Origin of the sequence: Frankia sp. Hr75.2, from assembly GCF_949319125.1 — a bacterium.
GTDB lineage: Bacteria > Actinomycetota > Actinomycetes > Frankiales > Frankiaceae > Parafrankia > Parafrankia soli.
Window position 1 is genome coordinate 1 of the sequence record NZ_CASGGV010000031.1, and the last position, 15,072, is coordinate 15,072.

The following is a 15,072-nucleotide window of genomic DNA, read 5'->3' on the forward strand; positions in this document are numbered from 1 at the left end:
TGGGCGAAGGCGTTCTACCGAAACGGGACCATCGTGCCGCCCGGCCTCGCATCTACCGGAGGCGTGCTCGTCGTGCCGGGCGTGTCGCCGCCGGAGAAGACCCGTGGCCGCCCGCCAGACCGACGAAGACGAGCCGGTCCAGGACTGGACGCTGGTCGGGTGGTTAGGGCGTGCGGGTGGTCGGGCCCGCCACCGGTGCCGGCCCCGCTCCCCCCGTGCGCGCGGGCAGTGACCAGAAGCCGGTCGGGCCCGGCTCGCGGCCCGGCGGCGGGTACTCGCAGTCCGCCTCGGACGCCCGCACGTCGGTGCCTTCGTCCTCGTCGTACTCGGACGTCACAATCGCGGTGCACGCACGGCCGTGCTCGTCGGTGTACGAGTAGACCTGGTTGGCGTCGGTGGGAACGCCCGAGCAGGCCACCGCCACCACGCCGAGCGCCGCCCAGGCGCCGAGCAGGACCCGCGTGCGCACGGTCACGAGTGCCCAGGCGCGGGCACAGCTGGCCGGCCCGAGATACCTCGGCACCCGCCGCCAGCGCGTCGTCGGTTCGTGAAGCATCGCCGGCCGCCAACGTCAGCGGCTCGGGAGCGGTGCGTAGGTAGCGGGGCCGGGAGTGCGGTCCTGCGGCGGGTAGTCGCAGTCCGGCGCGGACGAGTCGACGTCGGAGTCCTCGTTGCCGTCGGTGTTGATGATGATCGTGCAGACCCGGCCGTGGGGGTCAGTGAAGGTGACGATCTCGTTGCGATCGTTGCCGCAGGCCGTCAGCAGCAGGCCGAGCGCCGCCAGCAGCGTGCCTGTGACCGCGAGCCGCGCCCGGGGCCACGTCGTACGGGAGGGCTCGCCGGGCCTGGTCCGCTCGAGAGCGTCCTCGTGTGTCACATCAGCTCCCAGCCGTGGTCGGGGCGGCGCCGCGAGGGTGCCGGTGTGCGTCGACTTTCTACCAGTGTGCGCACCCTGGCTGTCATGTGACCGGCCCCGGTAATTGGCAGGGTTCCGGCCGCACCGGATGGCAGGGTCCGGGTGGCCTGGGGCTGTTCGGTCCGCCCGTGAAGTCCTCATCATCGGGACCCGACCAGCCCACACGCTCTGCCACACAAGGGCTGGAACCCTGCCATCTACCGGGGCCGGTCACACGCATGCCCGCCTACTTTTTCAACATCGTTTGAGTAACGAATTGCCACTCCAACGTGACGTGAGAGCTGTCCCGGTTTCTCCTAGTTCTGGCGCGCGGGAAGGGAGGCGTCTTGGGCGCTGGACCTGGCTGCTTCCGGTGACGGTTCGCGGCGGTTGGCGTACAACCCGGATCCCCGCAACACACACCGCCTCACCATGCTGCTGAGACACCGTCGGGTAGGCCTTCACCGTCACCAGAACCGTCATCGCAACCCGACGGCTATGGCCATACCCTGCGTAACCCCCCACGTACTGATCATCTCATGGCGAACATCCTCTTATTCGCCGCCGTCGAGCGGGAGCTTCGTGTGGTCGGCGAGACCGGCGGCGAGAGTCGCGACGGTGTCGTACTTCCAGATGAAGTTCCCCGGCAGGGAGATCCCGAGCCCCGGTTCCAGGCGGGACCGCAGTTCGAGAGCCAGCAGCGAGTCGAAGCCGAGGGACCGTAGCGGGATGTCCGGGTCGAGCGCGGACTGGCCCAGCCGGAGGACGGCCCTGAGGTGCTCGGTCAGGTACGTCTCGAAGGCCGTGCGCCGCGGGAGGCCGGGAGCCACCGCGCGTAGCCCGGCCAGGACAGCGCCCGGCCCGTCCGCGACCGCGGCGGCGGCACCCCCGACGCCCGGCACGGCCACGGCGCCCCCAGCGGCGGCCGACGGGGCGTGCTCGTCGTCGACGAACCGGGCGAACAGCGACGAGGAGCGGCCCGCGGCCGGAATCCAGGAGCCCGGCTCGCCGGGGAGCACACCCGCGCGCCGCCGCCCGTGGACGAGCAGCGTCTCCAGTGCGGCGAGCCCGACCCGCACCGGGATCATCGCGTACCCACGCTCGGCGAAGTCGGTGGCGGCGCCCACCTCGGCCCACGGACCCCAGTTGACGACGGTGGTCGCCAGCCCCTGAGCACACCGCCAGTCGGCGAAGCCGTCGAGCCAGGAGTTCGCGGCGGCGTACGCACCCTGCCCGGGGTTGCCGAGCAGGGAGGCCATCGACGAGTAGAGCACGAACCAGTCGAGGTCCGCCCCGGCCGTCGCCTCGTGCAGCCGCCACGCGCCGAACGTCTTCGGATGCCACACTCGCCGCACCTGGTCGGCGGTGATCGTGGTGAGGGCGGCATCATCCAGAACCATCGCCGCGTGAACGGCGCCACGCAGCCGGCCGCCCCCGGCGGTGGCGGCGGCGACGAGGCGCTCCGCCACCCCGGGCTCGGCGACGTCGCCGAGCACCACCTGGACGTCCGTACCGCCCGCGACCAGTTTCGCGATGCGCTCCCGGACCGCCTCGGCGGGCTCGGACCGCCCGTTGAGCACCACTCTGGCCGCGCCCTTCTCCGCCAGCCAGGCGGCGGTCTCCAGGCCGACGCCACGCAGGCCACCGGTGACGATGTACGAGCCGTCCACGCCGACCGGCGACGGCGGCCCGTCGGGCAGCACGGCCTCGGTCACCGCGTCGCCGGGGACCTCGAGCACGACCTTGCCGATGTGCGCGGCACCGGCCATCAGCCGAAACGCGTCCGTGGCGGCCTCGATCGGGTAGGTCGTGACAGGCAGCGGCGCGAGCTCGCCGGCGGCGAGCGCCGCCGTCAGCTCCCGCAGCAGCCGGGCGACCCGCTCCGGCTGGTGCCGGTAGAGCTCGATCAGGTTCACCCCGGCGAAGGTGATGCTGTTACGGAACGGCGCCAGCCCGAGCGCCGAGTCCGCGAGGATGTCGCGCAGCCCGAGCTCGACGAAACGTCCGAAGGGCCGCAGGCACTCCATTCCGGCGCGGATCGCCGGCCCCGACAGCGAGTTGAGCACGACGTCGACGCCCTGCCCGCCGGTCGCGGCCAGGGTCTGCGCGCCGAAGTCGACCGACCGCGAGTCCATGACGTGGGTGATGCCCATGCCGCGCAGGTAGGCGCGTTTCTCCGGGGTGCCGGCGGTGGCGAGGACCTCGGCTCCCAGCAGCCGCGCGACGGCGATCGCGGCGAGACCGGTCCCGCCCGTGCCGGAGTGGATCAGCACCCGCTCGTCAGCCCGCAGCTGGGCGACGTCCCGCAGCGCGTACCAGGCGGTGAGAAAGCCGGTGGGGATGCCCGCGGCGGTGGCCGGGTCGAGTCCGGCGGGTACAGGCATGGTCAGGTCGGCGTCGATGGTCAGGAACGAGCCGAACGCGCCGCCGTCAGTGAAGTTCACCGCGAGTACCGCGTCGCCGGGCCGGCGGTCGGTGATGCCCGGCCCGACCGCCGTGACCACGCCGGCGCACTCGAAGCCGATCGGTGTCTGCGGCAATGCCCCCAGGCAGATGAGGACGTCCCGGAAGTTCAGGCCGGCGGCCTGGACCCGGACCTCGACCTCGCCGTGCCCGGGTGGGCGTCGGTCGGCGGCGACGAGCCGCAGGTCGTCGAGATTCCCGTTGCCGGGCGGCTGCAGGGCGAACCGGTCGTGGCCGTACCGGACCGTACGCCGCCCGGCGGCACCACGCTCGGCGGCGGTCACCGGCGCGGGGGTCAACCGGGCGACGAAGCGGACACCGGCCCGCAGCGCGACCTCGTCATCGGCGGGGCCGGAGCGGGCGCCGTGGACATCGCCGAGCAACTCGGCGGCGACGGCCGCCATATCCGGGCCGGGATCGGCGTCGATGTGGGCGGCGCGCAGCTCGGGGTGTTCCAGCGTGAGCACCCGGAGCAGTCCGCGGATCCCGCCGTGATCAAGATCAGGGGCCGCGTTCCCGGCCAGGGCGTGTGCACCTCGGGTCACCACGGTCAGGCCGGGCGGCACGCCGGGCAGCTCGGCCAACGCCGCGGCGACGCCCAGCACCGTCATGGTCTGCTGCTGCGCCCGCGCCGGATCTGCCGGGAACGGCGAGCCGACCAGGGCCGACGGGTCGACCTGGGCACCGGGCGCTGGCTGCGCGGTCGCGCCGTCGAGGACGACGACCACCCGCCGGCCGACGGCTCCCCCGTCGTCCCCGGTGAGGGACGCCGCCCAGGCCCGCCGGGCGTCGTCGGGACCGGGCAGCGGCTGGACGTCGACGTCCGCACCGGCGGCGGACAGGGCCGTGCCGAGCGCGCCCGCCGAACCGCTCTCGTCGCCGAGCAGCAGCCATCGGCCGGCGGCCCGCGGCTGGGCCGGTTCCGGGCGGGGTGACGGCTCCCAGTCGATCCCGTAGATCCAGCCCCCGGGGCCGCCGGACGCCCGGGCGTACCCGGAACCGTCGAGGAGACGCTGGCCGTCCTGGTGGACGAGTCTCATGCCGTCGATGGCGACGACGAGCGCGCCGGCCTCGTCCAGCAGGCGGACCTCGCCGGTGAGAGTGCCCGTCCCGGTGGCGTCCAGGCGGGCATGGCAGTAGCGCACGGTCGCCGGATCGCCGTGGATCCGGATGCTGTCCGTCCCGGCAGGCAGCACCAGACCACCGGACGCCGACCCGGCGACCAGGCCGGGCATGCAGGTCAGCAACGTCTGGGCGGCGGCGTCCAGCAGCACGGGGTGCACGGCCAACGCGTCCTCGGTGGCGTACGCCTCGGTCGGGATCCCGATGCCCGCCTAGGCGCTCCTACCGTCCTCGGACAGGTGCAGATCGGACAGCGCCGTGAACGCCGGGCCGTGGTGGATGCCCCGCTCCCGCATCGCCTCGTACAGGCGCGCGGGGCCGACCCGCCGGGGATGGGCACCGGCGAGTTCCGCCAGGCCGCCGGCGGCGGTGTCCGGCGGCGGGTCGTCGTCGGCGCACGTGACGGTGGCGACCATGTGACGGGTCCAGGCGCCGTCACCGGCCCGCGCGTGGATCTCGCACTCCGCCTCACCGGGGCCGGTGACGGCGACCGTCATCGTGATCTCGGTGTGCTCGCCCAGGTAGAGCACATCCTCGAAGGCGATGCCGGTGACCCGCACCCGGGCCGGCCCCACCTCGAACACCTCGGCGGCGGCGGTGACCGCCAGCGAGCAGTAGGCGGCACCGGGCAGTACCACGCGGTCGTGCACCCGGTGGTCAGCCAGCCAGGGGATGACCGCGGTCCCGGCGTCGGCCCGCCAGACGTGGCGCAGATGCTGCCCGGGCACCACCAGGTGCTCCCCGGGCAGCGACCGGTCCACGGCCTCCCGGCCGTCGAGCGCCGCCGGACCGCCACGGCCACCGGCGGCCGACGGAGCCGCCGACGGAGCCTCGCGGTCCGCCCAGTGGCGCCGACGGTCGAAGGAGATCGTCGGCAGGTCCACGAGGTCGCCGGTCGGGTAGAGCACGGACCAGTCCACCGGAACTCCCGCGCAGTGCGCGGTCGCGAGACTGGTACGGAAAGCGGCCACGCCGTCCTCGTCGCGACGCAGCGTCGGCAGTACCACCGGCTCCCGCCCGGCCGCGGCGAGGATGTCGGTGACCGACCGGGTGACGACCGGATGCGGGGAGATCTCCACGAAGACCCGGTGCCCGTCGGCCGCGGCCGCGGTCACGGCGTCGCTGAAGCGCACGGTACGGCGCAGGTTCGCACACCAGTAGGCGGCATCGAGCTCGTGCTTCCCCCGCGGGTCCTCCGCCGCGGTCGAGTAGAAGCGGACCTCGGCCGGCCGGGGGCGCAGTTCGGCCAGTTCCGCGGTGAGGTCGGCGAGCAGCGGGTCGACCTGGGGTGAGTGCGAGGCGACGTCCACCGCGATCTGATGGGCCGCCAGGCCACGCGCGGTCCAGTCGGTGACCAGATCCCTGATCCTGTCCGCGGCGCCGGAGACGACGGTGGAGCCGGGAGCCGCCAGGACCGCGACAGCGACCTCGCCGCTCGCGCCGGCCGCGGCGAGCCCGGCCTCGGTCGCGTACCGGTCCAGGCCGACGGTGGCCATCGCGCCGAGGCCGGCCACCCGGGTGAGCAGACGGGAACGGCGGCAGATCACCCGGACACCGTCGGCCAGGGTCAGCGCGCCGGCGACGACAGCCGCGGCCGTCTCCCCCATCGAATGACCGATGACCGCCGCGGGCTCGACACCATGGGCGCGCCACAGCGCGGCCAGCCCGATCTGTACCGCGAAGAGCAGGGGCTGCACCCGGTCGCACCCGGTGACCGCCTCCCGGCGGCGCAGCACCTCCAGCACCGAGAAACCGGCCTCGGCGGCGATGAGAGGGTCGACCTCGACCAACGCGGCCGAGAACACCGGCTCCGCGTCCAGCAGGTCGGCCCCCATGCCCGCCCACTGCGAGCCCTGGCCGGAGAACACCCACACCGTGCCGCGCCGCACGCCCCGGGCGGCGGCCCCGGAGACGACGTTGGGGACCAACCGGCCGTCCGCGTAGGCGCGCAGGTCCCGGATCAGGTCCTTCCGCGAGGCTGCCACGACAGCCAGCCGGCCGTTCCCGGGGGACCGCCTGCGCGCCGAGGTGTAGGCGACGTCCCGCAGACCCGCGCCCCGGGCAGGCGCGCCGGCACCGGCCGCGGGATCACCTCCGGTGGCCGCGTCATCTCCGGGCTCGCGCTCCAGCCAGTCCGCGAGCCGCGCCGCGGCGGCGGGCAGCACCGCGGGCGACCCGGCGGGCACCAGGACCACCTCCGGCCCGCGGGCCCCGCGGGCCCGGACGGCCGACGACCGGCCGTCGACCCGGCCGGACTCGTGTTCGGCCCGTGCCGGAGTACGCGCGGCTGGAATCGGGGGACGACTCACCCCGGCCGTGGCCTGTTCGAGCACCAGGTGCGCGTTCGTCCCGGAGAACCCGAACGAGGAAACGGCGGCCAGCCGCGACGGTGCGGCGCCAGGCCAGTCGGTCAGCCCGGTGGGCACGAAGAACCGCGACCCGTCAGCGTCGATCGCCGGGTTCCACCGGATGAAGTGCAGGTTCGCCGGTATCTGGCCGTGCCGCAGGCACAGCACCGCCTTGATCAGGCCGGCGACACCCGCCGCGGGCTCCAGGTGCCCCAGGTTCGTCTTCACCGAACCGAGCGCGCACCGCGCGCCATCGGTGCCGTAGGCGCGACTCAGTGCGGCGAACTCGACGGGGTCGCCGACCTTCGTGCCGGTGCCGTGCGCCTCCACCAGCCCGACCTCGGCCGGGTCGACCTCGGCGCGCCGCAGCGCGGCGGCCGCCACCTCGTACTGGGCCTGCGCGGAGGGAACGGTCAGCCCGTCGGTGTGGCCGTCCTGGTTCACCGCCGACCCGCGGATCACGGCCAGGACTCGGTCACCGTCGCGGTTGGCGTCGGCAAGCCGCTTCAGGACGACGACTCCGCAACCTTCGCCGCGGACGAACCCGTCCGCGGCGGCGTCGAAGGTGTGGCAGCGGCTCGTCGGCGAGAGCATGCCCATCCGGACGAACGACTTGGTCACCCGGGGCCACAGCATGAGAGTCACCCCGCCCGCGAGCGCCACCGTGCACTCCCCGGACCGCAGGCTCTGGCAGGCGAGATGCACGGCGACCAGCGACGACGAGCAGGCGGTGTCCACCGACATGCTGGGCCCGCGCAGGCCGAGCAGGTAGGAGATCCGGCCGCCCGCCACGCAGATCCCGTTGGTGAGGACCGAGCCCTCGAGCTCGTCCGGGTGCCCGGCCAGCCGATCCATGTAGTCGGTGTAGCTGAGCCCGGTGAACACGCCCGTCGGCGTGGCCTCGAGCCGGTCGGCCGGGAGACCGGCGTTGTCCAGAGCCTCCCAGGCGACCTCGAGCAGCAGCCGGTGCTGCGGGTCGAGGACGGCGGCCTCCCGATGTGAGACGCCGAAGAAGTCGGCGTCGAAACCGGACACGTCCTCGAGGTAACCGCCCTGGCGGGGAACGGAGCGGCCCGCCGCGGTCAGGACAGGGTCGACGAACGCGTCGGCCTCCCACCTGCCCGCAGGTGGATCGCCGACCGCGTCCCGTTCCTCCACCAGGAGCCGCCAGAGTGCGGCCGGCGAATCCACGCCGCCCGGAAGGCGGCACCCCATCCCCACGATCGCTATGTCATCCCGTTTGACGCAGGATTCCTTGTCGGCGGCCGTGGTATTCGACCACGCGTCGGCAAATGCGCTCATTCTCGGTCGGTCCGTGCCTCTCTGCAGATGTACGGCCGAATCGGCAGCGCGGCCCCGGTCGCGCGCGGAACGGCCAGTCGAGATCCCAGGCCGATCTCAGCAGGTGTTCAGGTCTTCAGATGTTCAGATGTTCAGGAACCATCGTCAGGAAGCATCGGCGGAACTCATGAGGATCACGCTCTTCAGGCCGCCGATCTGGTAGGTGAAGCTCAGCGCGTGATCGAACCGCAACGGCCGCGGCCGCGTTCCCGGAATCGGGTCGAAAGGCAGGCCCTCGATCGGCTGCTCACAGTTCGCGGTGGGGCACGCCAGGCTTTTCTCCATCATGAGGAGAGTCAACGCCAGGCCGAGGTTTCCGGACTGGGCCCCGCTGTGCCCGAAACACGCCTCCTGCGAGCTGAGAAGAACCGACGGGACCGCCGGCCCGTACAGTTCCCGGACGGCGTTCGCCTCGGTGTTCGTGACGTTCATGTCACCGTCGCTGCCACCGTTGATGTACGGGATCTGGTCGATGCTCCAGCGGTCCCCGAGACACTTGCGCACCGCGGCGACCAGTGAGGCGCCCGAGTCGTCCAGCGACAGCGGGCTGGCCAGGCCGTCACGTGTGGTGGCCTGCGCGATCAGGCGCCCGTAGACGTGTGCTCCGCGCCACTCGGCGTGCCGGCGGCTCTCCAGGACCACGGTGACCGAGCCCTCGCCGAAGTTCACGCAGTCGGCGCGGACGTCGTAGGGGCGCATCGGCCGGTCCATCGACGGCAGCGTCTCGGGCAGGGTGTCCGCGCCGGGCTGCGGGCCGCCGCGCGTCGCGGCGAGCAGAAGCCGCTGCGCGTTGCGCATCAGGTCCATGCTGAACGCGTCGACACCGGTGACGACCGCGATGTCGACCTCCCCGGCGGCGATCATCCGCAGGGCGTTGCCGAGCTGGATGGTGGAGGAGGAACAGCCACAGGAAACCGTGAAGCTCGGGCCCGTCGACCGGGCGATCGACGCCTGCAGGAGCGTGACGTCGTACGAGGTGATGCCGAGCTGGGCCCGGATGAACAACGCGGTCGCGGCGTCCGCGGAAAGCGTCTCGGGTGTCGCCTCCTGCAGGGCCCGGTATGGGTCGATGTTGTCGTCGAGCCCCCCTCGCCCAGTGAGGATCGCGGCGTGCTGCAGGGCGCCCGCACGAAAATCGATCTTCGCGTCCGAACACGCCTCCACGAAGGAGATCAGCCCGAAGCGGTGCGACTTGGTGAGCTGCGTCGAGTACAGATTGGGAATCTCCGGCAGCCGCTCCTCGAACATCTCCGGTGTCAGGTCGACCCGACCGTGGTAAATACCGTCCTTGACCAGGCAGGAACGCCCGTTCGACGCGATGTCCCAGACCTCCTCGGCGGTGAGGGCCGGACCGTCTTCGCCGGGGAGGCAGAAGCCCATTCCGGTGACAAGGACGTCCCGCTCGCCACGGTCAGCCGGCTGTGCGCTCACTTCGTCCACTCAGGTCTCCAACATGGTCGGCATCTTGACACACAAGATCGCGCACCGTCAGGGAGAAGTCACGATTTCGGTCATAGTGTTCTTTATCTGGTCGAAGCGACGCGGACGTCTCGCCATTGGTACAGGTGCTCCGGCCGGCCGGGCCGCCCGTACCGTTGCGTCCGGCTCGTAAGCCGCTGATCGGTAAGACGCTCCAGGTATCGACGCGCCGTCACCCTGGACAGGCCCACAGCGCTGGCGATCTCGTCCGCCGACATCGGCCCGGCCGCCTGCCGGAGGTAGGCGACAACCGCGTCGAGAGTCGCGATCGACGTGCCCTTGGGCTGCTCAGGCCACAGGGTGGTTCCGGGCCGCAGCGCCGCGAGGGCCGCGTCCACCTCACGCTGGCCGATCGGGCCGGTGCGCCCCAGCATGAGCTCGCTGCGGAACGCCGCGTAGCACTCGAGCCGGCTCCGGAACGCGGCGAAACCGAAGGGCTTCACCAGATACTGGACGGCCCCGTAGGCCACCGCCGTGCGCACGGTCGCGACGTCCCGGGACGCCGTGACGGCGATGATGTCCGGCACGGCCCCCCGGCACCGCAGCGTGCGACACACGTCGAAGCCCGTCATGTCCGGCAGGGTGAGATCAAGCAGCACGAGATCGTGGTCGTCACGGGTGAGCTGCCGCAGGCACTGGGCGCCGGTGTGGGTCACCCCGCTGACGGTGAAGCCGGCGAGCTTCTCCACATAGACGCTGTGGGCCTCAGCGGTCATCGGGTCGGCTTCGACGATCAGCGTGCGAATCCGGCCGTCGGGCATACGCTCACGCTCCAGGTGCAGGCGTCGGACATCGGGCATCGGGCGGGGAGCGCCGCCCTCACGGCGGGAACCTGGACGGCTCCCGCCGGATGCGGCCGCGCGGAGGCTCAGGAAGCGGTGGTGCCGTCAGAAGACACGTCCGACGTCCTCACGGATGATCGTGGACATGCTGTGCTCGGCCAGGGCCGCGATCGTCATGGATGGGTTACAGGCACCGGTGGAGCCCGGGATCCGCGACCCGTCGAGTACGTAGAGGCCCTTGTGCCCGATGATCCGGCCGTACAGGTCGACCGCCGATCCCATCGGCACCCCGCCCAGGGCGTGCCATGTCGAGTTCGCCTGGGCGTTCGTGTCGATCATCAGCCCGCCACCCGCGGCGGCGATCGCCTGCATCCGGGCGGCGATCTGGGTCTGGAGCGCGGCGTCACCGGTCGCCGGCCAGGTGAGCCTGGCGTCGTCCGTGTTCGGGTCGTAGGCCCACGTGCCGGCGGCGTCGACGATCCCGAAACCGACGACCGTCATCAGCTTCACGCCGCCGGTGTCGGCGGGCGCACCCGCATGGATGATGGTGGCCGGAATCGGCCCCTGTGTGTCCCGGCCGCCCACGCACGCCGGGCCGCCCTGCCGGGTGCCGGGATCACCGTTCATGCCGACCCAGGCGTAGATCCGATCACCGTTGTTTCCCCACTTCGTGCCGATGGCGTCGGGGAGGTCGGGCACCAGCCCCTTGGCTCGCGCCTTGACCAGGAGCCGCGTGGTACCGGCGGAACCGGCGTTGAGGAACACCGCGTCCGCGGTGATCCGCTTCCTCTCCTGCACGGTGCCGCCGGTGTCGATGCGGTCGACGGAGAGCACCCAGCGGCCGTCCGGGTCCATCTGGACGTCCCGCACCACGTGCAGTGGGCTTACCCGTACCCGGCCCGTGGCCTCGGCCGAGGCGAGGTAGGTGACGTCGATCGAGTGCTTGCCGCCGTTGTTGACGCCGAAGACGATGTCGCTGGTGGTGTAGGTCGGCTCGTACTGACCGGTGAGCTCACCCCGGACGTAGCTCCAGTCGACCGGCAGCGGAACCCGGAACGGCTCCAGACCGCTGTTGGCGGCCACGTCCAGAAAGAGCCGGGACGACCGGTACTGATCCGCGTTCAGCACGTCGTTCGGCACCGTGGAGACGCCCAGCATGGTGGCGACGGTGGGGTAGGCCCACTGGTTCAGGTCGCGGTAGAGACTCGCGGCCTCCGGGATGGAGGCCGCGAAGTTCTGGCTGGTCGGCTGCAGTGTCATCCCGTGGTACACCAGCGAGCCGCCACCGACGCCGGCACCGCAGTTGACCGTTATGCCGTCGCCCGGCAGGCTCTCGATCACCCCGGTGTAGGGCGTCCAGGTCTTGTCCACGCCCGGGGTCGTGCTGTGGTCGGTCAGCCAGGCGGACCGGTTGTCGATGTTCGCCCAGCGGCAGAAGGTCGTCGCGTTCGGCCCCGTCGGCCACCGCAGGCCACGTTCCAGAACAAGAGTGGGCACGCCGGCCTGTGCCAGCCGCAGCGCGGTCACGCCGCCGCCGAATCCGCTGCCGATGACGACGGCCCGCTCCCGCTGCTCGGTGACGGCCGCGTCCGGCGGGGCTGTGGCGGCCCGTGCCCGTCCGCTGCCAGGGCCGGCCGCCAGCCCACCAGTCGCAGCCGCGCCAAGCGCCACTGTGCCGAGGATCCTCCGGCGGGTCAGCCCCGGGCCGGATTCCAGGGGTGTGGAAGCGTTGTCAGACATGGTGTCTCCATCTCTTCCGTCGCACTACGAAAGGCCGCCGCCCCGTATCGGCGGTGCGATGTATGGATCCAAGGGAACGCAGTGGTTCGGCCGGTTCCGGGCCTGCCGGCGCGCCGAACAGAGGCCACTCGGCGCCCCTGAGGACCTATGGCACACAGAAATCAGTTGGACGTTTTTCGCGCAGGCACAGGGCCGCCTGAACCTCCCCATCCAGCGGCGCGAAAAAGGATGCGTCAGCTCACGACACCGGTGCGCGGCGCGGTGCAATGCGGAAAATGGACAGCAACCACTGCCCGGACAGGCGATTCGAAGTTCCCAGCGCCGGCGCGACGCGCTCGCGATCTTCGATATTCGCCCGCGCCACGAAACCCGCCGCAGGAAAAATCACCACGCGGACACAACACCATGCGACTCAGGCGGTCACGCATGAGCACAGGCAGCGTAACTACCCCGGACGACCTCCGCGAAAAATCAACACCCGCTCATCCGTGGCAACACTCCACCTCGAACCACCGCCGGATACCGGTCGCACCGCCCCCGCGATGCGATCCATGCCGGCCAGCACAGGATCGTGCATATCGCCCGCGCCCCGTCCCACCTCTCCCTTCGGACACAGACGACGCCGGCGCGGCTGTCGCTCTCCGAATTACCGACCCGGTCGTCCATGCCACCTCCAGCACTCGACTCCGGGATGGCGCCCAGTATTGTGAGCGATCACTTTTCTGTCAACTGGTCGACCTACGAGCATGCATTTCCGCAGTTGGTCGGCCGATTCCGGACCGCTTGAAGATCCATACCCGGCTCACGTTCGGCACGCGCGACGAGCGGGATGCCGGCACAGGTCATACCCGCGGGTGACACGGATGGCCGACCAGCCGATGGTCGCCCTTCTTCGCGATGACCGAGGTCAGGGATGTGGCCGCCGAGCACCCGCCACATTCGCGGGGCAGCTGGTGGCCCATGCCGTCGAAGATCACCGACTTCGCGTCAGGCGCGGCCGCAGCCACGTCGGGCCCGCCGCACCCGGAGCAGCCGGCACCACGCGGCACAGCGTGGGCACCGTCAACGGCGAGGCCGGCGAGCGCACCACCACCGAGATAAGTGCTCGCTCATTCACTAAGGTCCAGTCACGCCAGGTCGGCTCTCATGACGGAGTTCGGTCTCCTCACGCCCGTCCTGTCACTTGTGCCGGGAACGCATCCCGGCTGGGAACGGGACGGCGGGTCCGATGACGTGCGCCGGATCGCGGAGGCGGCGGACAGCCTCGGCCACGACTACCTCCCCGGTTCGCCGCCGGACCGCAGATGGCGCATCTCGTCGGTGCGGTTGACCCGGCCCCGCTCGAACTCCGTCCCGCACCTGGAGTCCGATCTCGGCGTCACTCTCGACAGCGACACCCTGTCCCCGGTTTCGCAACGGCAGTAGCAGGAGGTTATCCAGCAGGGCGTCGAGATGCCTGGGGACGCCCGCCGGTACGGCGCGCGTCGTCCCACGGGTGGTCGCCCCAGGTACCCGTTTCGCAATGGCGCACGAGCCTGGCGAGATAGTAGCGCCACAGATCAGTCACAGCGGGACCAAGAAGTTCCGGAAGGTTCTCGTGCCGCAACTTGACGCGTGTCCCCCCCTCCACGGAGACCCAGCCGATGTCCACCACGGACGGCTCCGGAAGACACTCCTCGAAGCGAGGAAATGGGTCGTCCTGCGAGGGTTCTGTCAACCTCCGGTAATCCCAGGAGGTGACGACGCCACCGATGCCGAAGGCAGCCTTTCCCGCAATACCGAGACCGTCCTCACCGGAAGCGGCCCGCCCATGAGGGTGCCGACCTCCACCGGGCCGACCCGGACGCGGAAACTCACCTCGGATACCTCGGTCCACTCGGCCGTGGGCGGCGGCGGCTCGTTGTTGTGCAGCTCGACCCGCACGGCGAGCGGACCGTAGTTCGTCCCCGTGACTATCCTCAGTCCCCCATCGCTGACGGCAACGAGACCGTCGCCGGCGGAGGCAGCGGTGATCACCGGCGAGTTCCCGCCGTACACGAGGAACTGGTGATGGTCGGCGGTGACGGTGAACTCGCTGCGTCGCATATCAGGCCTTCCAGGTGACGGGTTCAAGCGGCACTGGCACCGAAGGGCTGGACGGCGGGCCCGGCCAACAGGGTTGCCCACGAGGCGGAGCACCTCGGTGCCGGCCTACCGGCTGCCGGCGCGGGCACCGGCGCGGGCCGAACGCAGGCGGACCCAGGCCTTCCCCCTGCGAATTCTCGCGCCGGGCGGGATCGGCGCCCGGAGTGGTCGCCAGTACACCGCGCTCTTCCCTTCGGCTCGATCACGCGGGGTGGTGATGGCCTCGGTTCCGGGGGTGCCGAGAGCTATACAGTGGCTGGCACTCAGCTAGGTCGAGTGCCAACCTCCGGAGCGACGGGTGCCTGGGCCACGCGAGCCCATCGTCTTCGTTGTCAGGCACCCGCCGGCGGCCGGCACTCCTCCGCATGGCCCAAGCCCAGGAGGAAACACCCCATATGCCGAAGATCATTGCCTTCGACGAAGAGGCACGGCGCGGCCTGGAGCGCGGCATGAACCAGCTGGCCGACGCGGTCAAGGTCACGCTCGGCCCCAAGGGTCGCAACGTCGTCCTCGAGAGCAGGTTCGGCGTCCCCACCATCACCAACGACGGCGTGAGCATCGCCCGGGAGATCGAGCTCGAGGACCCGTACGAGAAGATCGGCGCGGAACTCGTCAAGGAAGTCGCGAAGAAGACCAACGACGTCGCGGGTGACGGCACCACCACCGCGACCATTCTCGCCCAGGCTCTCATCCGCGAGGGCCTGCGTAATGTCGCCGCCGGCGCGAACCCGATCGCCCTGAAGAAGGGCATCGAAACCGCCGCCGCAGCCGTCTGCGC

At 71.3% G+C, this 15,072-nt stretch carries 11 protein-coding genes and 1 pseudogene; 2 read left to right on the top strand and 10 right to left on the bottom strand.

What is annotated here, in order from left to right; all coding sequences use genetic code 11:
• Window positions 1–163: 163 nt before the first annotated feature.
• The 9 genes and pseudogenes from AC559T_RS03380 to AC559T_RS03420 all read right to left on the bottom strand — a co-directional run bounded on the left by AC559T_RS03380 (window position 164) and on the right by AC559T_RS03420 (window position 12,561).
• On the bottom strand, window positions 164–556 hold the full coding sequence (locus AC559T_RS03380; protein WP_498867706.1) for a hypothetical protein: 393 nt from the start codon (window positions 554–556) through the stop codon (window positions 164–166).
• A 15-nt stretch (window positions 557–571) separates the two neighbouring features.
• A complete protein-coding gene (locus AC559T_RS03385; RefSeq protein ID WP_498867707.1) occupies window positions 572–877 on the bottom strand; it encodes a hypothetical protein in 306 nt (101 codons plus the stop codon).
• 273 nt (window positions 878–1,150) lie between these two features.
• Window positions 1,151–1,378, bottom strand: coding sequence for a DUF8758 domain-containing protein (locus AC559T_RS03390; protein ID WP_498867708.1), 228 nt, complete (start codon window positions 1,376–1,378; stop codon window positions 1,151–1,153).
• A gap of 71 nt (window positions 1,379–1,449) precedes the next feature.
• A complete protein-coding gene (locus AC559T_RS03395) occupies window positions 1,450–4,398 on the bottom strand; it encodes an SDR family NAD(P)-dependent oxidoreductase (RefSeq protein ID WP_498867712.1) in 2,949 nt (982 codons plus the stop codon).
• 3 nt (window positions 4,399–4,401) lie between these two features.
• Window positions 4,402–8,130, bottom strand: a pseudogene (locus tag AC559T_RS03400) (acyltransferase domain-containing protein); the annotation flags it as partial.
• 144 nt (window positions 8,131–8,274) lie between these two features.
• A complete protein-coding gene (locus AC559T_RS03405; RefSeq protein WP_498867709.1) occupies window positions 8,275–9,609 on the bottom strand; it encodes a beta-ketoacyl-[acyl-carrier-protein] synthase family protein in 1,335 nt (444 codons plus the stop codon).
• An 83-nt stretch (window positions 9,610–9,692) separates the two neighbouring features.
• Entirely contained in the window at window positions 9,693–10,409 is a 717-nt protein-coding gene (locus AC559T_RS03410; protein WP_112108787.1) for a response regulator, read from the bottom strand.
• Window positions 10,410–10,535: 126 nt separating this feature from the next.
• Window positions 10,536–12,170, bottom strand: a complete 1,635-nt coding sequence (locus tag AC559T_RS03415) for a GMC oxidoreductase (RefSeq protein ID WP_112108788.1) — start codon at window positions 12,168–12,170, stop codon at window positions 10,536–10,538.
• Between the two features lie 238 nt (window positions 12,171–12,408).
• Entirely contained in the window at window positions 12,409–12,561 is a 153-nt protein-coding gene (locus AC559T_RS03420; protein WP_498867710.1) for a hypothetical protein, read from the bottom strand.
• Window positions 12,562–13,316: 755 nt separating this feature from the next.
• Here AC559T_RS03420 and AC559T_RS03425 point away from each other — a divergent pair.
• Window positions 13,317–13,595, top strand: a complete 279-nt coding sequence (locus tag AC559T_RS03425; RefSeq protein ID WP_200835467.1) for a hypothetical protein — start codon at window positions 13,317–13,319, stop codon at window positions 13,593–13,595.
• 288 nt (window positions 13,596–13,883) lie between these two features.
• Here AC559T_RS03425 and AC559T_RS03430 read toward each other — a convergent pair whose 3' ends face one another.
• Window positions 13,884–14,255, bottom strand: a complete 372-nt coding sequence (locus AC559T_RS03430) for a hypothetical protein (protein WP_498867711.1) — start codon at window positions 14,253–14,255, stop codon at window positions 13,884–13,886.
• Between the two features lie 434 nt (window positions 14,256–14,689).
• Between AC559T_RS03430 and AC559T_RS03435 the strand changes: the two genes are divergently transcribed.
• Window positions 14,690–15,072: TCP-1/cpn60 chaperonin family protein (locus tag AC559T_RS03435; RefSeq protein WP_498867713.1), on the top strand; the 383-nt coding region annotated here is incomplete at its 3' end.

Excerpts from the sequence above, each read along its gene's own strand:
- AC559T_RS03380 (WP_498867706.1), bottom strand. The coding sequence starts at position 556 with ATGCTTCACGAACCGACGACGCGCTGGCGGCGGGTGCCGAGGTATCTC.
- AC559T_RS03390 (WP_498867708.1), bottom strand. The coding sequence starts at position 1,378 with ATGACGGTTCTGGTGACGGTGAAGGCCTACCCGACGGTGTCTCAGCAG.
- AC559T_RS03395 (WP_498867712.1), bottom strand. The coding sequence starts at position 4,398 with ATGAGACTCGTCCACCAGGACGGCCAGCGTCTCCTCGACGGTTCCGGG.
- AC559T_RS03410 (WP_112108787.1), bottom strand. The coding sequence starts at position 10,409 with ATGCCCGACGGCCGGATTCGCACGCTGATCGTCGAAGCCGACCCGATG.
- AC559T_RS03415 (WP_112108788.1), bottom strand. The coding sequence starts at position 12,170 with ATGTCTGACAACGCTTCCACACCCCTGGAATCCGGCCCGGGGCTGACC.
- AC559T_RS03425 (WP_200835467.1), top strand. The coding sequence starts at position 13,317 with ATGACGGAGTTCGGTCTCCTCACGCCCGTCCTGTCACTTGTGCCGGGA.
- AC559T_RS03430 (WP_498867711.1), bottom strand. The coding sequence starts at position 14,255 with ATGCGACGCAGCGAGTTCACCGTCACCGCCGACCATCACCAGTTCCTC.